This window comes from Brevibacillus centrosporus (genome assembly GCF_003710815.1).
Classification (GTDB): domain Bacteria; phylum Bacillota; class Bacilli; order Brevibacillales; family Brevibacillaceae; genus Brevibacillus; species Brevibacillus centrosporus.
The window spans coordinates 1-19,340 of sequence record NZ_RHHP01000036.1 but is presented as its reverse complement, the minus strand read 5'-3'; the positions used below and the strand labels follow the sequence as shown (position 1 = coordinate 19,340).

Annotated in this window: 19 protein-coding genes; 7 read left to right on the top strand and 12 right to left on the bottom strand. The window is 49.7% G+C overall.

Annotated features, from left to right (window positions below):
* Positions 1 to 76 precede the first annotated feature (76 nt).
* From EDM55_RS23995 to adhP, 3 genes are all read right to left on the bottom strand, one after another.
* The gene (locus EDM55_RS23995) at positions 77 to 841 is read right to left on the bottom strand and encodes a response regulator transcription factor (protein WP_092277128.1); all 765 of its coding nucleotides are present in this window, start codon (positions 839 to 841) and stop codon (positions 77 to 79) included.
* A gap of 16 nt (positions 842 to 857) precedes the next feature.
* On the bottom strand, positions 858 to 2,396 hold the full coding sequence (locus EDM55_RS23990) for a class I adenylate-forming enzyme family protein (protein WP_092277125.1): 1,539 nt from the start codon (positions 2,394 to 2,396) through the stop codon (positions 858 to 860).
* A 225-nt stretch (positions 2,397 to 2,621) separates the two neighbouring features.
* A complete protein-coding gene (gene adhP, locus EDM55_RS23985; protein ID WP_092277122.1) occupies positions 2,622 to 3,635 on the bottom strand; it encodes an alcohol dehydrogenase AdhP in 1,014 nt (337 codons plus the stop codon).
* Positions 3,636 to 3,889: 254 nt separating this feature from the next.
* On the opposite strand from adhP, the gene EDM55_RS23980 reads away from it, so the two are divergent.
* The 5 genes from EDM55_RS23980 to EDM55_RS30650 are packed head-to-tail and all read left to right on the top strand — an operon-like array spanning position 3,890 to position 9,904.
* Positions 3,890 to 5,038, top strand: coding sequence for an iron-containing alcohol dehydrogenase (locus tag EDM55_RS23980; protein WP_092277119.1), 1,149 nt, complete (start codon positions 3,890 to 3,892; stop codon positions 5,036 to 5,038).
* Positions 5,039 to 5,049: 11 nt separating this feature from the next.
* Positions 5,050 to 6,378 (top strand): ATP-binding protein, encoded by a 1,329-nt coding sequence (locus tag EDM55_RS23975; RefSeq protein ID WP_122961547.1) that lies wholly within the window; start codon positions 5,050 to 5,052, stop codon positions 6,376 to 6,378.
* Complete coding sequence (locus EDM55_RS23970) at positions 6,347 to 7,816, top strand: sigma-54-dependent transcriptional regulator (RefSeq protein WP_122961546.1); 1,470 nt, start codon at positions 6,347 to 6,349, stop codon at positions 7,814 to 7,816. The genes EDM55_RS23975 and EDM55_RS23970 overlap by 32 nt, the downstream gene beginning before the upstream one ends.
* A gap of 23 nt (positions 7,817 to 7,839) precedes the next feature.
* Positions 7,840 to 9,075, top strand: a complete 1,236-nt coding sequence (locus EDM55_RS23965; protein ID WP_246071068.1) for a benzoate/H(+) symporter BenE family transporter — start codon at positions 7,840 to 7,842, stop codon at positions 9,073 to 9,075.
* Positions 9,035 to 9,904 carry a methyl-accepting chemotaxis protein gene (locus EDM55_RS30650; protein WP_246071067.1) on the top strand — a complete coding sequence of 290 codons (870 nt, stop codon included), beginning with the start codon at positions 9,035 to 9,037 and terminating at the stop codon, positions 9,902 to 9,904. Before EDM55_RS23965 ends, EDM55_RS30650 begins: the two co-directional genes overlap by 41 nt.
* A gap of 122 nt (positions 9,905 to 10,026) precedes the next feature.
* Here the strand turns inward: EDM55_RS30650 and EDM55_RS23950 are convergent, their stop codons facing one another.
* Both EDM55_RS23950 and EDM55_RS23945 read right to left on the bottom strand, forming a co-directional pair.
* A complete protein-coding gene (locus tag EDM55_RS23950) occupies positions 10,027 to 11,193 on the bottom strand; it encodes a GGDEF domain-containing protein (protein WP_122961543.1) in 1,167 nt (388 codons plus the stop codon).
* Positions 11,194 to 11,353: 160 nt separating this feature from the next.
* Complete coding sequence (locus EDM55_RS23945) at positions 11,354 to 12,223, bottom strand: SDR family oxidoreductase (protein ID WP_122961557.1); 870 nt, start codon at positions 12,221 to 12,223, stop codon at positions 11,354 to 11,356.
* 144 nt (positions 12,224 to 12,367) lie between these two features.
* On the opposite strand from EDM55_RS23945, the gene EDM55_RS23940 reads away from it, so the two are divergent.
* On the top strand, positions 12,368 to 13,312 hold the full coding sequence (locus EDM55_RS23940) for a helix-turn-helix transcriptional regulator (protein ID WP_122961542.1): 945 nt from the start codon (positions 12,368 to 12,370) through the stop codon (positions 13,310 to 13,312).
* Between the two features lie 2 nt (positions 13,313 to 13,314).
* On the opposite strand, the gene EDM55_RS23935 is transcribed toward EDM55_RS23940, so the two are convergent.
* From EDM55_RS23935 to EDM55_RS23920, 4 genes are all read right to left on the bottom strand, one after another.
* A complete protein-coding gene (locus EDM55_RS23935; RefSeq protein ID WP_122961541.1) occupies positions 13,315 to 14,496 on the bottom strand; it encodes an MFS transporter in 1,182 nt (393 codons plus the stop codon).
* 70 nt (positions 14,497 to 14,566) lie between these two features.
* On the bottom strand, positions 14,567 to 14,980 hold the full coding sequence (locus EDM55_RS23930; RefSeq protein ID WP_122961540.1) for a RidA family protein: 414 nt from the start codon (positions 14,978 to 14,980) through the stop codon (positions 14,567 to 14,569).
* 168 nt (positions 14,981 to 15,148) lie between these two features.
* Positions 15,149 to 16,096 (bottom strand): LLM class flavin-dependent oxidoreductase, encoded by a 948-nt coding sequence (locus tag EDM55_RS23925; RefSeq protein ID WP_092277096.1) that lies wholly within the window; start codon positions 16,094 to 16,096, stop codon positions 15,149 to 15,151.
* 5 nt (positions 16,097 to 16,101) lie between these two features.
* Positions 16,102 to 16,437 (bottom strand): hypothetical protein, encoded by a 336-nt coding sequence (locus EDM55_RS23920; RefSeq protein ID WP_092277093.1) that lies wholly within the window; start codon positions 16,435 to 16,437, stop codon positions 16,102 to 16,104.
* Between the two features lie 222 nt (positions 16,438 to 16,659).
* Here EDM55_RS23920 and EDM55_RS30015 point away from each other — a divergent pair, with 222 nt between their 5' ends.
* The gene (locus tag EDM55_RS30015) at positions 16,660 to 16,866 is read left to right on the top strand and encodes a hypothetical protein (protein WP_141295737.1); all 207 of its coding nucleotides are present in this window, start codon (positions 16,660 to 16,662) and stop codon (positions 16,864 to 16,866) included.
* A 166-nt stretch (positions 16,867 to 17,032) separates the two neighbouring features.
* Here EDM55_RS30015 and EDM55_RS23915 read toward each other — a convergent pair whose 3' ends face one another.
* Genes EDM55_RS23915 through EDM55_RS23905 form a run of 3 tightly spaced genes read right to left on the bottom strand, consistent with a single transcriptional unit; the run spans position 17,033 to position 19,143 of the window.
* Positions 17,033 to 17,575 (bottom strand): NADPH-dependent FMN reductase, encoded by a 543-nt coding sequence (locus tag EDM55_RS23915; RefSeq protein ID WP_122961539.1) that lies wholly within the window; start codon positions 17,573 to 17,575, stop codon positions 17,033 to 17,035.
* Positions 17,576 to 17,599: 24 nt separating this feature from the next.
* Entirely contained in the window at positions 17,600 to 18,394 is a 795-nt protein-coding gene (locus EDM55_RS23910; protein ID WP_246071066.1) for a cyclase family protein, read from the bottom strand.
* A gap of 17 nt (positions 18,395 to 18,411) precedes the next feature.
* The gene (locus tag EDM55_RS23905; RefSeq protein ID WP_183191745.1) at positions 18,412 to 19,143 is read right to left on the bottom strand and encodes a fumarylacetoacetate hydrolase family protein; all 732 of its coding nucleotides are present in this window, start codon (positions 19,141 to 19,143) and stop codon (positions 18,412 to 18,414) included.
* Between the last annotated feature and the right edge of the window lie 197 nt (positions 19,144 to 19,340).

Below are 19,340 nucleotides of genomic sequence, written 5' to 3'. Positions count from 1 at the left end.
ATCATAGGAATATTTTGAATTGTGCGGTTTTACATTTTTTCCAATCTCGTTTCCACATTTTTGCTCAATCTTCCCTTTAGGAAAGAAGACTGGAAAACATCTGCCGGTATTCACTCGGGGTTATATTTTCCAAACGCTTGAAAGTGGTCGCGAAGTAACCAGCGTTGGTAAAACCAGCGTTGTTTGCAATGACCTCAATGGGTAGCGATGTCATTTTCAACAGTTTTTTTGCCTGCTCCACCCTATGCTTGGTCAAGTACTCGATAAATGTGATCCTCATTTCCGCTTTAAATAATCGGCTAAAATGGGACCCGCTGAGATAGACGCGGTCTGCGACATCATTCAGAGTGATTGGCTCGTGATATTGGCTATGAATGTAGTGGATGGCGCTCTGAATCGGATTTCCGAAATCGATCTCAACCGGTTCTTGGGAAACGCCTGGTTTTCTCACCGACTGGGTTTCCTTAAACAGCTGCGGTATCAATAGCCGGTTTAAGGTGCCAAGGAACTCTATCTTCGAAACCGGCTTTAACAGATACCCTGAAAAACCCGCGTTGATGACGGCTTGTACTACCTCGAACATCTGGATATGCGTGAGAACGACGACGGGAATATGCGGACTTTGTTCCAGGATCATCTTACCGCATTCGATCCCGTCCAAATCAGGCAATGACAAATCGAGTATCACCATGTTCGGGTGATAGTTACGAACAAGTCCCAATCCTTTTTGCGCACTATCACATTCATAAATTGGAAGGTAATTGTACTGGCTTCCCATAAGAATCGATCGGATATCTTCACTGCTTTCTATTTCATCATCGATAATGAGCAGTCCAGACAAAATTATCGCCTCTTTCTCATGCGTCGTTTCTTCCTGTCAGACCGTTGGAAAGCTCTCGTCGAATAATCTTTCCAGAAGCATTCCTCGGAAGTTCGTCGACAAACAGGTACTTCCGTGGTCGTTTTGTATTGGATAGCTTCGCGTGATGTTTGCAGTATTGGTCGAGCTCCTGCACCGTTACCGCCGGATCGAGGGGAACGATGAATGCAACAACAATCTGGCCCCATCTATCGTCCTCCTGCCCGATCACAACTGCTTCTGCTACTTTCGGGTGACTGGAAAGCACCTTTTCTACCTCTATCGGTGAAATGTTCTCCCCTCCTGAAATCAGCATGTCGTCAATTCTGCCCACAATGTACAAATCCCCATCTTCATCGAACTTCCCAAGATCTCCTGTGAAGTACCATTGGTTTCGGATGGCCTTTCGTGTAGCGTCAGGCCGATTCCAATATCCTTTGAACGCTTCGTCCGAGCCGGCATGAATGATGATCTCCCCCACCTGACCAGCAGGTACCTCGTCTTGCGGAGTAGAACCGCCCGAAGGATCAGGTGTGACCAGCTTTACTCGTTGATGAATGCCTGGCTTACCAGCACAACCAGGCTTTTTGTCCAGTGTGGAGCAAGTAGTGAAAGTATAGATTTCGGTACTGCCGTAATGATTGACGAAATGTTTTGGCTGTATTCGCTGAAAACACTTCGTGATCAACGCTTCTGACATTGGAGCGCCCGCATAGCCGATCTTCTTGAGTGCCGACAGATCTGATTGGGAACTAGATGAATCTTCCAGTAACTCATGGTACAGCCGGGGAATCATGTATAAGCAGCTAATCCGTTCTTTTTCAATCAGCGTGAGTGCAGAGTGAGGATCCCAGCTTGGAGCCAGCACGTATTTCCCGTTCAACACGCACATGGCCAACAAAGAACGCATTCCCATCGTGTGGTATAAAGGCATCACGCCCAGTGTGCTATCGAAGGTTGCATATGAATTTTGAATGATGTGCGCGATCGTGGAAGCGTATTCATTCTTATGGGAACGAGGCACCCCTTTTGGAAATCCAGTAGTTCCCGACGTGTACAGCATGATAGCGATATCCTCATCGTCCACCCCTACACTTTCAAACGGATGCGTCCCTCTCTTCACCAAGTCGGCATAGGAAAGATCCCCCTCTCCTTGTTCCAACCCGATAAAAATGGGGCGCTCACTAAATTTCGCAGCCATCACCGCCCGACGGCTATTGCTCTCATATACGACGACTTTGGGCTCTGAATCGTTGATGCAATACTGGGTATCCTCTGGCGATAGCCTCATACTGATCGGGGTAAATATCGCCCCGAGCTTTTGAGTCGCCCAAAACATACATACAGCTTCTTTCCTGTTTTTGAGTAGCATCATCACTCGGTCTCTTCTAGCTACACCGAGCTTCAACATGGAAGTCGCCAACCGATTTACTTCCTCGTTTATTTCATCAAATGTGTATCGCTCGTTATTCTCGACGAGAGCGACATGGAACGGGTACCGACTTACCGCACAATCAAAAACCGTACCGAGATTCAATCCAATCACCCCTAAATCGTCTGTCCGACTCTCTATTATGGTATCAAAATCTTGTTTTTTGAAAAATCATACTATAGGTGCAGGTAGCTCGTTTTCGTTTTTTTGATATCTCCACTTTTGAAATATGATCATGATGAATACGTCAAATCCGTGCAGGATGAACGATGCAAAAAGGCTGCCAACGCCTGGTCTCTACCAGCGTGACAGCCTTAATTGATTGATTTCCTACTCCATCGTTAAAACAACCCGACCGTTGATTTGGCCTTTTTCCATTCGCTCCAATACTTCATTGATCTTGTCGAGCGGCTGTGTCTCGATGATCGCGCGCACTTTGCCGCGGGCAGCGAAGTCCAGCGCTTCCTGCATGTCTTTACGCGTACCGACGATCGAGCCTTTTACCGTTACGCCGTTTAAAACGGTATCGAAAATCGGGATCGGCAGCTCGGCATTTGGCAATCCCACGACAACGAGGGAGCCCCCGCGTCTGACGGATTTGTACGCTTGCTCGAACGCTTTTTTGGTAACGGCCACACTGACCGCTCCGTGTACACCGCCGACCTTCTCTTGGATCGCTTCCACCGGATCTACCTCGCTGCTGTTTACGGTTACATCGGCGCCGAGTTCTTTTGCCAGGTCCAGCTTTTCTTTGTGGATATCGACTGCGACTACGTTATACCCCATCGCTTTTGCGTACTGGAGCGCGACGTGTCCCAGGCCGCCGATTCCGTAGATGGCCACCCATTCCCCTGGCTTCACGTTTGCGACCTTCAGCGCTTTGTACGTGGTCACGCCTGCGCACAGGATCGGAGCTGCATCCACGTCACTGAGCTCGCTTGGGATACGCGCCACGTAGGCTGCAGGTGCCACGCAGTATTCAGCGTAGGCGCCATCCACGGAATAGCCTCCGTTTTGCTGCTGTTGGCAAAGCGTTTCCCAGCCAGTCAGGCAGTAGTCGCATTCCCCGCATGCAGAGAACAGCCACGGAATCCCTACCCGATCTCCCAGCTTCAAAGAAGTAACGCCTTCACCCAGCTTTTCGACTACCCCAACTCCTTCGTGCCCTGGAATCAAGGGCAGCTTCGGTTTCACAGGCCAGTCCCCATGGGCTGCGTGCAGGTCGGTATGACACACCCCGCACGTCTTGATTTTGACCAGGACTTCCCCATACCCTACTTCAGGCACCGCTACTTCCTTCAGCTCCAGCTTTTTTTGAAACTCGTTGACTACCGCTGCCTTCATCCCTTATTTCCTCCCTTATTCCCACTTTCGGCATGAGCCGCATGGATTTGTGTGATGCCATTCTTTATAGCAAGCGTCATGCCAAACTGAAAGCGCTTTATTTTCCCTATCTTTTGACGCCCCTCTCCTGAAAGCGAGCCATTCTTTCGGCCAGACTAGCCGAAAAATCGGCCCATTTGCCAACCTTTTGGCCAGAAGAGGGATTTGTTCACCTTTGCGGTATTACTAGTTAGTGGAAAAAGGGGGACGAATGCATGCAAATTTCCAAATTCATGACACCGGAAATCATCTTTGGCAACCAGTCCATTGCTCAGATCGGCGAAAGCTTGCGCAGGCTGGGAGCGACACGCGTCTTTCTCGTCAGCGATTCAGGTGTCGTAAACGCGGGTTGGGTCGAGCGAATCATGCAGATTCTCAGTCAGCAAAAGCTCGCGTACCACTTGTGGACCAACGTGACTGCCAATCCCAAGGATTACGAAATTCACGCAGGTGTCGCCGAGTATCGGGCGCTGGAATGCGACGCCATCCTCGGGGTAGGCGGCGGCAGCGCGATCGATGCAGCTAAGGCGATTGCGCTACTCGGGACCAATGACGGCAGCATCGTCGATTATGAAGGCGTAGACAAGATCACTCACCCGCTTCCTCCCATGGTCATGGTTCCAACTACCGCTGGATCCGGATCAGAGGTTTCGCAATTTTCCATCATTGTAGACAGTGCAAGAAAAGTAAAAATGGCCATCATATCCAAATCTCTGATCCCTGACATCGCTATCATCGATCCACAAACACTGATGACAAAGGACAGGCAGCTCACGGCAAATACAGGCATGGACGTTTTGACGCATGCCATCGAATCTTATATTTCTCTCGCCGCTACCCCCTTGACCGAAGTCCATTCCCTGCAGGCGATGCGTCTGATCGCCAAGCATTTGCGCCCTTCCGTTGCCAGTCAGTACAACGAGGAGGCGAAGCAGGCGATGGCGATGGCAAGCCTGCAGGCAGGAATCGCCTTTTCCAATGCGATCCTCGGTGCCGTCCACGCCATGTCCCATCAGCTGGGAGGCTTTCTCGATGCGCCGCATGGCGAGGTCAATGCCATCCTGCTGCCCCATGTGCTCGAATACAACTTTATCGCAGCCCCCGAAAAGTACAGGCACATCGCCGAATGCCTCGGGGAAAGCACGGCGGGGTTGAGCCTTCCAGAATCCTCCCGACTGGCCCTGAAAGCAGTAAAGGAGCTGTCACGGGATCTGGATTGTCCCGAATCTTTGTCTGCTATCGGGCTCGTCCCCGATCAAATTGAGCTGTTGAGTGCACACGCCCTGCTCGACGTCTGCATGACCACGAATCCTCGCGACATGAATGCACAGGATGTCGCTACCCTTTTCCGTCAAGCTCTGTAGGAGGAGTGCCTATGCAAAACAAACAGGAAATTCTCGAGAAGCTGACCGGCATCCAATCCTCTCGGAAAAGCTATTACACCGAGCTGACCTACCTCGTGGAGGAAATGAAAAAGAAGAACAGGCAGCTGGCCGTCATCAACCAGCTGACGCAGCTTTCAATCAATGCCTCTTGGCCGGAGACCAGCATCTACATCGCGAGCCAGCTTACGCAGATTCTCCCGTTTGCCCGTTTTGTGCTTACCCTGACAAAAGGAGGACATCTCTCTTCCTATCTGGCATCGCAGGAGGATGGGCAATGGCAGTGCCATACACATACGAGCGTTGTCCCGGAATTCGTCGAACAGCCCACCCACCCTTTGAAAGGCTTTTTGAAGGACATGCTTGAAGCGATGTTCCCTGACTATCACGCTCTGTCCGTGCCGCTGCACAGTCAGCGCAATCAGGCATTTGGCTATCTTACCCTGCTGCAGAAAGCTGAGCAGTCAGCAGATAGTGATAGTCAGGATGCCGAGCTCTTTTCGCTGATTGCCAGTCACGTGGGGGTATCGGTCGAAAATATCTTGCTCTTTCAGGACGTGAGCGAGAAGATCAAAATCGAAGCACAGCTGGTCCAATCCGCCAAGATGGCCGCCATTGGGGAAATGGCTGCAGGGATCGCTCACGAGCTGAATAGTCCGCTAACCGCTATTCTCGGAAACTCCCAGCTGCTCCTTCGGGAAATGAAAGCAACACCGACAGCTCCTTTAATGAATGACATTTACCAATGCGGCGTGCGCTGCAAAAAAATCATTCAAAACCTGCTTACCTTCTCCCGGCAGGAAGAGTATGTGTTCTCTACCATTTCGATAGATGAAGTAGTAGAAGACGCACTCGGGCTGATCGGCTATCAGCTCTCCGTATCGGGCTTGACGGTCACCAAGCATTTGACACAACCACCGCTGCAGTTTCACGGGAGCCGGCACCAAATCGAGCAAATCGTGATCAATCTGCTGCTCAACGCGCGGGATGCATTAGCAGGTCGAGAGAATCCCTGCATCGAGCTGCGCTCTTTTTTGCTTGAGGACGAAGCTCATGCCTATGTAGGACTGTCTGTCTATGACAACGGCGAAGGAATCTCGGGAGAGCAGCTGCCGCAAATCTTTCAACCCTTCTACTCTACCAAGGAGAGGACGAAAGGAACTGGCCTCGGCTTATCTGTCAGTCTGGGAATTGCCGAAGCCCATGGAGGAAAGCTGATGGTCGAGAGTGAAGAAAACGAGTACAGTCAGTTCACCCTGCTGCTGCCGCTTTTACGAGAGGAGGCGCGAAATGGAGAAAAAACGGATACTGATCGTGGATGACGAAACAGAGGTCACTTCCTTTTTTACCTACTTTCTCCGCCAAAAAAACTGCGAGGTCACCGTGGCGAATACGGGCAAAGAGGTAGAAAACCTCTTGCAGGTCCAAACGGAGGGCTTCCATGCCGCTCTGGTCGATTTAAAGCTGCCGGATGCCAATGGCTTGGATCTGCTCAAACGGATCAAGGCAGTCTTCCCCTCCTGCGAGGTCCTGATCATGACCGGCTACAGCACGATCAAGTCCGCAATCACCGCGATGCAATGGGGAGCCAAGGACTATTTGGAAAAGCCTTTTGACGACCTGGACGACCTCGAGCGTATCATTGATGCCGTTTTGGAGTCGTCTACCGTGGAAGAAAGCGAGCTATCGCGGGAAGCTGCCCAGTACGGGATCCTGTACGCCCCGGATAGCCCGATGGCAAAGGTCATGGCGATCGCAAAAAAGCTGGCAAAAAAAGCGATCCACATCCTGATCGAAGGCGAAACTGGCACAGGAAAAGAGCTGATGGCCCGGTTTCTGCACGGTGCCAGCTCACGTTCTTTGCAGCCGTTCGTTGCGTTTAACTGCGGGGCGGTTCCTGAAACCTTGCTGGAGAGCGAGCTGTTCGGTTACGAAAAAGGGGCTTTTACCGGTGCTCTCAAAGCAAGGAAGGGACTGTTCGAGCTCGCCCACAACGGGACTTTATTTCTCGATGAAATCGGAGAAGCTCCCTCCTCCATCCAGGTGAAGCTGCTGCGCACCTTGGAGACCGGTGAGTTCATGCGGATTGGCGCAGAGCATGTCGGGCAGAGCAACATTCGATTTATTTCGGCTACCAACCGCGATCTGGAGCACGAGGTCGAGCTGAACCGCTTTCGCCGGGACCTTTTGTATCGACTTGAAGGAATCAAGCTGTCCATTCCCCCTCTCCGTGAACGAGCAGCCGATATCCCGACGATCGCATACGCTTATATGCAAAAACGAAATGGCAAGGTAAGTGAAATCGACCAGGAAGCCCTGGAGCTGCTGCAAGGCTACGACTGGCCTGGCAATGTGCGGCAGCTCATTAACGTGCTTAATCAGACGCTTGCTCTCCACGAGTGCGAGACCATGCGGGCAGAGCATTTGCCGGCGAGTCTGCACAAAAAGGCGATCCAGAGTAGCCACTCTCCTTCTCCTGTACAAGAGCCCCCACTGGCGCTCACCCAGCAAATTGATCGGGAGTGCGAGCGTTTTGTCGAAGCGATCACTCGAAACGTCACTTCTCTCGACGGCTTCGATTTTGAATATCTGCTCAGGCGGATCAAGCTGCTGGAAGGAGAAATCGGCCGGGCGATTATAGAAAAAGGGCTGACCGAAACAAAGGGTGATCGCCAGCTGCTCAGCAAAAAGCTCAATATCACCAAGCGCACCATTCGCTACATTTTAAATGAAAAGGGTTCCGGCAACAGCTCGAGCTGACCCTCATCAGGAGGCATTTTTTCGTGAGCTCTCATCAACAGCATGGGTCTTTTTCTCCTTTCAAAAGGATTCCTGCCGACTTTTCCGTCTCTGCCCTTATCGTGGGCTTGATCGCCACCATGGTCTCTTATGCGGGACCTCTATTAATCGTCTTTCAGGCAGCCAAGGCAGCCAACATGAGTGACGCACTGCTATCCTCTTGGATCTGGGCGATTTCCATCGGCAGCGGCCTGACGGCGATTGTACTCAGCATTCGGTATCGGACTCCCGTCATTACGGCTTGGTCGACACCGGGTGCCGTTCTGCTCGTCACCAGCTTGTCTGTCTATCCGTTCTCTGACGCGATCGGAGCCTATCTCTTCTCTGCCGTGATCATCACGCTGCTTGGAGTATCCGGCCTTTTCTCTACGATCATGCGATACGTTCCACCATCGATTACCACGGCGATGCTCGCTGGAATCCTGCTTTCCTTTGGCGTGCAGGTCTTCGTATCCTTGCAAGAGCTGCCTGCTTTGGCATTGCCTATGATTGTTTGCTATCTCCTGGCAAAGCGCTGGATGCCGCGATACGCCGTCGTCTTTTCGCTGCTGGTCGGGCTGATCGCCGCCTTCTTGCTGAATCGCTTTGAACTGGGAGGCATCCAGGTCGCTCTCGTGCAGCCGATCTTCACCTTGCCTACCTTTTCCCTGGATGCCATCATCGGTCTGGGAATTCCGCTGTGCATCGTGACGATGGCTTCGCAAAACGCTCCCGGTATCGGCGTCCTTCAAGCGGACGGCTACAATACGCCTGCCAGCCCGCTCATTACGACGACAGGGGTCGCTTCGATCGTACTTGCCCCCTTTGGTGCGCACGGGATTAATCTTGCCGCCATTACTGCTGCGATCTGCACAGGAAAAGAAGCCCATCCTGATCCGTCCAAGCGCTATATTGCCGGAATTGCATGCGGAGCGTTTTATCTCGTTTTCAGCATGTTCGGAGCGACCATCGCCTCGGTATTCTCCGCCTTTCCCAAGGAACTGATCGCGGTCATCGCCGGCCTCGCACTGTTTGCCTCTCTCAGCTCCAGTCTTGCCTCGGCGATGAGCGACGTGTCGCAAAGAGAAAGTGCCCTCATTACCTTTCTCGTCACGATCTCCGGTATTTCAATCGCGGGGATCGGCGCGGCCTTCTGGGGATTGGTTGCGGGTGTGATTGCCAATTTGCTGCTGTCTGGTGATGTTCGCAAGTGGGTGGCTAGGAAAGGAAATCATCCATAATAATCTCTCATTCGAAACGATTGCAAAGTCGCAGGAGCGGGCTTTCCAAAGAGGTAGCCTTGAAACAACTGAAAACCCTGCTTTTTCAGGTAATCAAAGTCTTCGTTTGACTCGATGCCCTCTGCCAAGGGAATGGACCCTCAGCCAAGAACTTGCCGAATCCGTAAAACATACGGAGAGCGCTTCCAGCTCTACGAATGACAAAGCTTTAAAATTAATGCAAGATACAGAAATGACAATGAAAAGCAGCAACAATTTGAACAATTTGACGTCATATAGTCTCAGTAAAATCAATCAAATGGAAGACAAAATGGTTGCCCTTCAACAAGAGGCGATCCATTCAGTTGAAAAGGTGAATGAGCTTTCCAGTGTTTTGTCAAGAGTCATCGCCATGTCCAAAGACATCGAGAATATTGCAAACCAGACCAACTTACTAGCTTTAAACGCCTCTATTGAAGCCGCTAGAGCAGGCGAACACGGAAGGGGCTTCTCCGTTGTTGCACATGAAGTGAGAAAACTTGCCGAAGAAACCAAACAAACCAACAAGGATATTAATCAATTAGTGGAAGAAAGCACCTCCAATATGGAGGAAATAAGGCTGAAACTTTCGGTCATGAAAGAAGCGACTGTTCAAACGGCAAAGGAAGTCAACGAAGTGAAAACCGGTTTGACAGCAACAAGTTTGGAAGTAGACAACTATATTTCTATGTTTGAGGCAAACAAAAAGGATCTGGACGTTATCCTTCGTTCTATACAGGAAATCGCCGCTACTACCAGTTCCCTTTCTGTTCTGGCAACAAGACTATCCCAAAAAGCGGAACAAGCATAATGTACGAGGAGATGCTTGCCAGTTCATTGACTAGAAGGGAGAGTATCGCATCTGTAGAATCAGTATCCCAGGTAAAGGATTGCAGGATGGAACGGCTATCTTTTCGAAGATTCCATCTATGCTTATGCTTCGCTCACAGCGTGAGCTATTCCGTTGCGTCCATTTCGCTTCGCCTGATACAACGCCTTGTCACACGAAAGATACAGCGACTCCAGCTCGGTCTGACGATCGGGTACTACTGTTAGCATCCCCACGCTCAAAGTGTAGTGTACTGTTACATTCGCATCGCTCATTTCGAATGCTGCCTCCCTGATTCGTTCGACCAATCGGGATGATTTTAGCTCGTCTTGTCCTGGTAAAATAATGGCGAACTCGTCACCGCCGTACCTGCCGAATAAGTCGTCGGGGGCTAGCTGCCGCATGATCTTCTGGGTCAAATCCTGCAGGACGTAGTCACCGGCGACGTGTCCGTAGGTGTCATTGATTTGCTTGAAGTGATCCACATCGAAAAGCAGCAGTGTAATCGGAGCCTTCCTCTTGGCGCAAAGCTCGATGCATTTTCTGGCTCGATAAATAAATGTTCGGCGATTTAAGACTCCGGTCAAATCATCCAGACTGGCTAATCGGACCAAATCACGATCAGACTGCTCCTTCAACAGGAGAACATAGCCTGTGTTTCCTAGGATCATCACCAGATACAATGACAAAAAGGAGAGTGTCTGAGAGAGTCCAGGCGTGAAAAGTCCCATCGAGCTCCCAGACAAAACGGCTGCCACCGATCTTCCCAAAAGAGCCACTATGACCAAAAGATAAAGAGAGCCTATAATTTTCATCAGCAGGGAGGACCCACTCTCTTTGAAAAGCTTGTACGTGGGAATAAAAATAAACAATGCCGTTCCCAAAGAAGCAAAGGCGATTCGGATGTATTCCTCGTTGAAGAAGAGAATGATCAGATGAAAACCAATCATATTCCATGCAGTCAATATTCCATATATTTTCCGGGTAATCGGGTTAAACGCTTGCAGCAGCATGAGAACAGCGATCGTCTCTAATGCAGCCCCTACAAACAAAAAGGAGTTCGCAAACGAGATGCTAATCGCATCTGGCACTCCCCCACGCAGTACTAAAAACAGCCATGCTAGAGCCTGCGTACATTTGGCAAAGAAAAAGGCGTTGATCTTTGCGTCCTTTTTGTGGTTTCGCCAGTACGCGCTGATCAAGATAACAGTAAACAAATGGCCAACAACCAAAGAAAGGATGATCGTTTTCATATCGAGAAAAAAATCCATCAGGGCTTCACCATTCCTGCCTCATGAGCTAAAACCATCATGAGTATATCAAAAAAAAAGAGACGAAATCAGTAGGAAATAAAAAAGTTACCAGAAATCATAGATTTTTTGCAAAAGCAAAGAACCCCTTCTGAGGGGCTCTTCCTTGCTTATTGGTTCCTTAAAATCCCTGTTCTTTTGCGTAATTCCCCCAATGCGGCCGGCTTCCATCCCGATCCGTAAAGGGAAACTCGTCGGACAGCCCCCATGTACTGAAGGCTTTCCCGGACCTGTTCATTATTTGTGGGTCGGTAGCGAGTGCGACAACAGCGCGCCCGATATAGTCTGGCGTCTCTGACATCAGAAAGTGGGGATCTTGTTTTGCCGCTTCCTTCCACGTCTCTTCGGTCACTCCAAAATAATCGAGCATTTCTTCCGAGCGCAGAAAGCCTGGAGTCAATGCCACCGCAGCAATACCATGCGGGCGCAAATCCTCCGCCATCGCCTGCGCCAGATGAATCACCGAGATTTTTGCGAGACTGTAGGGCAGATTGCCACGGTAACGATAGTCTGTCCCGTCTGTGATCTCAATGATTAAACCACTCTTTCGTTCAATCATGAGCGGCGCAGCGTAATAGCTCGTGATCATATGCGTATGAATCGCCCGCTCCTGCATCAGAATTCCTTTGTCCAAAGAGCACTCCCAGAAAGGCTTTCCCCATTCTGTCAGAGACTCTCCTCCCCAAATGTCGTTGACTAACAGATCCAGCTGACCGTCCTGCTCTGATTTGATTCGCTCAAACAGGCCGACTACCTCGGATTCTTGCGAGTGATCGACGCGTACCGGTATTCCCACTCCCCCTGCTGAGGTCACCATTTCCGCCGTATCTTCGATGGTCTCCACTCGGCCCAAATCCGATGGGTTCCCTCTCACACTGCGGCCTGTCACGTAGACGGTCGCACCTGCTTCACCCAGCATGACGGCGATGCCTCTGCCCGCTCCTCTCGTTCCGCCTGCTACGACTGCCACTTTTCCCTGCATGGTCTCGATTGAATGGCTCATGGGTTTGTCACTCCTTTGGATAAATGAATCCCTGCAATACTTACCGCTATTGTATCGGTTCCAATATGACAACGGCTGTCATATTCGGTAAGATACGATGGAGAGGAAATGGCAAACGAACGGAGGGCTTTTATGCGAGCTGATCGATTAGTCTCGATCCTGTTGCTGCTGCAAAACCATGGACGGATGACAGCAAGGGATCTCGCAGAAAAATTGGAGGTATCTGAACGGACCATTCATCGGGACATGGAAGCGCTCTGCATGGCAGGCGTACCCGTCTATGCGGAGCGTGGGACCAACGGCGGCTGGGCTCTGTCCGAGGGTTATCGCACCGATCTGACGGGCTTAAAGGAAAGTGAACTCCAGTCTTTGCTGCTCGTGTCCCCTACAATGCCTTTAGGTGACCTCGGAATGCGGGAAAGCTTTGAAGCCGCCTGGCAAAAGCTGTTGGCTGCTACACCTGAGACGAGCAGGCGAAATGCTGAGTACGTCCGTCAGCGCATCCATATTGACGGTGCAGGCTGGCATCAATCGACAGAGACGTTTCCCTGCCTGTCCACGGTACAGGAAGCTGTGTGGCAGGAGCGCGTCCTTTTTATTCGGTACGGGAGGGGGACGGAAACGGTGGAACGAACGGTTCGTCCACTCGGTCTCGTCGCCAAGCGCAGCACGTGGTATTTCGTCGCGCAGGTAGAGGATAATTTGCGGACATACCGCATTTCCCGGCTTGTCGAGGCCAAGATTCTGGAGGAATCCTTTGTCAGACCAGAAGACTTTGATCTGAGCCTGTACTGGGAGCAATCGACCGCTGCCTTCCAAGCCAGCTTGCCGCGCTATCCAGCGCAAATACGTATCCGGGAATCGTCACTCGATCGCCTAAAGCAGGAGCGTTACGTCCAAATAAAATCCACCCATCCTGTCGATAGCGAATGGGTGGATGCCGATGTACAATTTCATACTTTGGAGTCTGCCTGTGAAATGGTGCTTTCCTATGGAGCAAGCATGAAGGCGATTCACCCCGAGGAGCTGAAGGCCAGGGTCATTGCCGAAGCGACTGCCATTCTAGCCCTTTACTAGCCTTACGCGATACTCGTCACTCGCTTCTCGCGTGTTTCTCGTCCCATCACAAGCAAGACAACTGTCCCCACCAACAGGACCACTGTAAACAGGCTGAAAATGAACGTGTAGCTATAATGAAGCGCCGAATAATGCCCTACCAGGTAAGGAGCGATGATGCTGCCAATCCTGCCGACACCCGAGGCAAAGCCTGCTCCGGTTGCCCGCAAAGGAGTCGGGTAATTCTCCGGCGTGTACGCGTACAAAGCACCCCATGCCCCTAGGTTAAAGAAGGAGAGCAAGGCTCCCGTCAGCAGAAGCCCTCCCGTACCGGTGCTGCCCCCAAAAGCAAACGCCATGACGCCCGTCATAAACAGAAACGTCGCCAATGTGTACTTTCTTCCCCATCTCTCCACCAGATAGGCAGCGGCGAAATAGCCGGGAAGCTGGGCCAGCGTCATGATCAGGACGTACTGAAAGCTCTTGATCATCGTAAAGCCCTTGTCGACCAGCACCGAGGGCATCCAGAGAAACATGCCGTAATACGAGAACGTAATGGCAAACCAGACGATCCACAGCGTAATCGTCTCCCGTTTGTGGGAGGTGAGCAATTCTTTTAAAGGAACACGTTCCTCACGCTGATGAAACTTCGGCGACTCCGGAACGTTGCGGCGAATGTACCAGGCGTACACCATCGGCAAGGCCCCGATGATGACAGCTACCCGCCAGCCGTAAACAGGGATGACGAAGTAGGATATAATGGCCGCCAGTATCCAGCCTACGGCCCAGAAGCTCTCCAGCAGGACCACTGTGCGGCCGCGCTTTTCCGGAGGGGCAAACTCATTCACCAAGGTAGAAGCTACCGGCAGCTCCGCCCCCAGACCAAGACCAATCAGGAAGCGGAACAGGAGCATGAGCGAAAAGCCTGTGGCAAATGCACTCGCCAGAGAGGCAGCCCCGAACAACAGCAGCGTCAGCATAAATACAGGCTTGCGTCCGACCCGATCTGCCAGGTATCCGCCAGCCACCGCCCCGATCGCCATTCCGATGGTATTGCCGGTCCCAAGCAAGCCTGCTTGTTCACCGGACAATCCCCATTCCTGTCGTAGTGCTACCATAATAAAGGATAAAAGTGCTACATCCATCGCATCGAACATCCACCCGAATCCGGATGCCCAAAACACCTTTTTATACGTCGCTGACATGTTGATTTTCCCTGCCTTCTTTTCGTACCGTGTTTACTACCACATCTTTCCAGTAGTTTCCCCCAACCGGTCAGCGTGCATTCGCCACAGCAATGGCTTCGATTTCGATGAGAAACTCTTCCTTTATGAGCCTGCTCACCTCAACGGCTGAGCTGGCTGGAGGAGTGAGCGTGTTCACGTAGGTGTCACGAACCTCCCGGACGACTGGAATCTGCGTAATGTCCGTCATGAAAATTGTCAGCTTCACGACGTCTTCGAAACGGGAATCTACCGCTTCCAGGGCCGCTTTGATATTTTCAAAGACCTGCTTCGTCTGTGCGGCCAGATCTCCTTCCCCGACGACCTGGCCCTCTTGGTTCAAAGAGACTTGTCCGGAAATGTAGATCGTTCTGCCTCCAGTTGCTTCCACTACATGGGAATATCCGAAACCTTTGGGCATCGTCTCTGGATGAGTAAAAGTGACTTTCTTTTCAGGGTATGACATGCGCTTTCCCTCCTCGTTACGTCTGTGGTTTTGTTATAGCAGGAAATAATTACACATAGCGGGAGCGGAATCCTGCCCCCAAACTGCAGGAAGTGTCGGTGGATGCACAAAAGCCCGGCAATCATCCGGGCTTTTGCTCACGATTTCCTGCTGTAATAATAAAACGAATTAAGCCATTGAGCATGTATGGGCAAGCAGCTCAAAAGAACGCAACCGTTTCCGATAGTCGGGAATCATCGTAACGACAATGAATTCATCAACGCCATACACGTGAGATAACTGTTCGAGTTTTTTCTTTAGGCTCTCAGGCGTGCCTATCAGCAGCTTACGCTCCGAAAGCGGAGCCCTTTCCCCTGCGGAAGCTTCTTGTTGAAACAAAGCTGTACCCGAGGATGCCAGCCTCTCTGCCTCCTCCACTGTTTCCCCGCAAACGACACCAACGGCAACGATTGCTCGCGGTACAGGGGAAAGAGCTGACGGAGTAAACGCTTCGCGGTAAGCTCTTAATACTTCCTCCCCGGCTACGTCGCTCATAAACTGGCCAAAAACATAACCTGTTCCAAACTCAGCTGCATAAGCCGCGCTCTTCTTATTAGTCCCTAGCAGCCACAGTTCGGGCGATACGGATGGAGTTGGGCGGGCGGTAATCCGACGTCCTTCGTATTCATAGCTCCCCTGCAATAACTCGGAAACTCCTCGGAGCAATTCTGGCATTTTCCAGACATTTTCAAGAAAGTTGTCACTGAGAGCGAGGCTGACTTCAGCAGAACCACCGGGCGCCCTTCCTAAACCAAGATCTACTCGTCCCGGGTACAAGCTAGCGAGTAAATGAAAGGATTCTGCAACTTTAAGAGGCTTATAATGCGGCAGCAGCAATGCCCCGGATCCGATACGAATGCTCTGTGTTTTTGCACCGATATGCGATAGAAGCACATCCGTTGAGGTGCATGCCAGCCCTGGCATATCATGATGTTCCGCCACCCAATAACGGAAATATCCCAGTCTTTCGGCTGCTTGAGCCAGCTCTACAGCTTGTCCCAGTGCGAAGGTTGCATCGACCTCATCAAAAACGGGGACCAAATCCAAAACACTAAGTTTAATCGGTTTCGCTGTCATAGGCGTCATGTCCGAGGATTTCGGTAAAATTCAATCATATCGATAAACGTAACCCTGTATTCGCTCATTACCTTACCCAAATCATGCATTCGGCCATGACCGTCCTCTTTGGAAGCGAATACGACGTCGTGCCGCACCTTATCCATGATGATTTTGCCAATGAACTGGTGCTCGTACTCTGCATACTTTTGTTTGAATTCCTCATTAAACTCCAATAAATCTTCGTAAGACCGCTCTAGCATCGCATTAACCAAAGTCAGCTCATTACCTTCCTTGTGGACTGCTACGTAATAATTGCCCCGCTCATCCTTAATCAAATCCTTAAACAATTCAACATTCAAAGTAATTGACTCCCTTCATAACTCCTATGTAATAACACTAAATCTGGCTTTTGATTCGAATTGAACCATGATAGGTGTATGGGTGGACGGTGATAATTCAAAAAAAGACCTAAGCCTCGCGCTTAGGCCGATCGTTCCTGGTTTAGCAGAATGGAATCAGTATTCCCCGCTCGTCCAGACAACAAACATTGTAAGTAATCTTATCCAGAAAGGATGCTTTCGATGCAACGTACAATCATAGGGGTATTGACCTATCGTCGAAAACGTACCTTTGACGAGACGGCCTATTTCCGTCAATTAAGCAAGGAAGAACAGAAGGTTGGGCAGCGAGGGTGTACTTCTTCTCCGAGGACGATCTCATCTACAGCAGGAATGAAATACGTGGGTGTGTATTGGCACCGGGTGGAAAATCGATGGACAAAACTGTGAAATGGCCAAGGGTCATGTTTTCAAGGATGAACAAATGACGGCTGCTTTAGTGGTTCGCCTTACCAACCCGTCGGATGGAATAATTTTTGCCATCATACACCAGTGTGTGAAGACTGTAGACGCACTTACCACCGGGCATGACTGCCGATGATTACTGCCCTCTTCGTCACCTGATCCTACCTAATGCTCTTTGCATAAATATGAGTTCTTCAGCTAAATATGAAATTCTGTTGACTACATCTTGATCAATAATCTCATTGTTTTTATTGAAATGTTCATTATGTGCATAAACATAACTCGGTGCGACAAACGAACGAAAATAACCTGCAATTGGTTTTAACTGATTCTCAATGACCAAGTAGTGTTGGTAAGTTCCGCCGGTTGCGACAAATCCTATCACTTTATTTCGAAAAGTTTGAACAGGAATTAAATCAAAAAGGTTTTTGAGAGCCCCCGAGAGTGACGCTTGAAAAATGGGTGTACCAATCACATAAAAATCAGCGGAACAAACGATATCAATGACGCTACGAGTGTCCCCGGAATATTGAATAGGATCCCTGCCATCACAAAATTGAATATCATACTGCTTTATATCTAGTAATACGGTTTCTATTTCTGGATCTTTCCTGCCAACTTCCTCTAACACCTTTTTTACAGTAACCAGAGTTTTCGAACCCGTTAAGCTACCGGAAATCCCCAGTAATTTCATTCTTATCCGAACCCAATTCTCTGTTTATCCTTCTTCTAGAACAGCTACTACGCGACTCCAACCGGCGCTTGCCCCTTCAATTTTTACCGGAAACGCGATTACTGTAAAACCAAAAGGAACCGGGATTAATTCCAGATTCGCCAATCGCTCTATTTGTAGGTATTCGCGTTCCTTCCAATAGAAATGCGATTCCCACAATTGCTCCCGGTTGCCTCTCTTCGCCTCTGCCGTCATGACATCAAACGGTCGATCTAAACCCCAGGCATCAATTCCGATCAAGCGTACCCCTTTTTCTACCAAAAGTTGAGTCGCATTACGGCTTAGACCAGCGTGCATTTTATCATATCCGGGCTGACTAAAGTTTTTTGATGTATCCGTGCGAATCAGAATAATGTCGTAAGGTTTAATTTCATACTCGATTCTTTGCAGCTCATGCAGTACATCTTCATCCGTGATACTTTCCCCGGCTTTTTTATGTGTCATATTTAAGACGACTCCGTTGCCAAAACACCATTGAAGCGGGACTTGATCGATGGTTTTTGCAGCCTCTCCTCCAGAGGTGGGACCATAATGATAGGGAGCGTCTACGTGGGTACCGGAATGAGTAGAAAGAGTTACATTTTCAGCAGCCCATCCATGTCCTTCTGGCCAATCTTCTTTCTCAAGACCGAACAGTTTGTTGCTGACTGTTAAGCTTTGCTCGTGAGTAAGATAGTCAATTTTATGGGCATTTGGTTCAAATGAGCTTGTTTTGTTACTTAAACAATCACTTAAGTCGATAAGCGTCACTTTTTTTGATCCTCTGAAGAAGGTCTCCATATAAGTTGTACCCCCATTTAAAATTTGATGATTTGATTTCGTAAGATGCCGATCCCATCCACTTCGAGTTCTATGATATCGTTAGATTTTAAGTATCGATTTATTTCTAAGCCACATCCGAAGGCCATAGTCCCTGAGCAAATGATTTCACCAGGATACAAGGTTTCTTCTTTTGAAATAAACTCTATGAGTTGGGCGAAAGAGTAATGCATATCTGAACTTCGTGAATCCGACCAATCCTCCCCATTTATACGTGCCTGAAGTCGTATATTGGAAGGGTCTAGTTCATCACTTGTGACGATGCAGGGGCCGAGGATATTGCCATGAGAAAAATTTTTACACTTGGAAGGTCCCATTGACGTTGACATATCCTTGCGCTGATAGTCACGTATGCTGATATCGTTGAAGATGGTATACCCCATGATGTATTCATGGGCAGTTTCCGCAGATATATTGATTCCCTTTTTCCCGACAATGGCAGCAAATTCAAGCTCAAAGTCCAGTCGTTCTCCAAAACTTGGCCAAGGAATTACATCTTCATGCCCAGCGATGGACGTATGGCTCGTTCGGTAATAATAAGGGCGTTCATAAAATAAGGCGGGAAGTTCGGAAATCCCTACCACTTCTAGTGAGTTTTTAAAATGAACCTCAGAATTTAAAGTATCCCGAATGGAAACCGGCTGAAGAGGCACCTTCACTGTTACGTCATTTAAAGAAAAGAAAATCTCTCCAATGTCATTCTTTCGCACTTCTTCGGCTGGTGTGGAGTGACGGATTGTAATATGAAGTGCGACACCTACGCTTAGGCAAAAAAATGGCCCATGATTGATTCGTGTAAAATGAAGTTACCACACCACATTTACACAGGAGAATCAATCATGAGTTATTCCCATCTTAGCATAACAGAGCGTAGTCAGCTAGCTTGGCTACACCGTCTTGGTTGGTC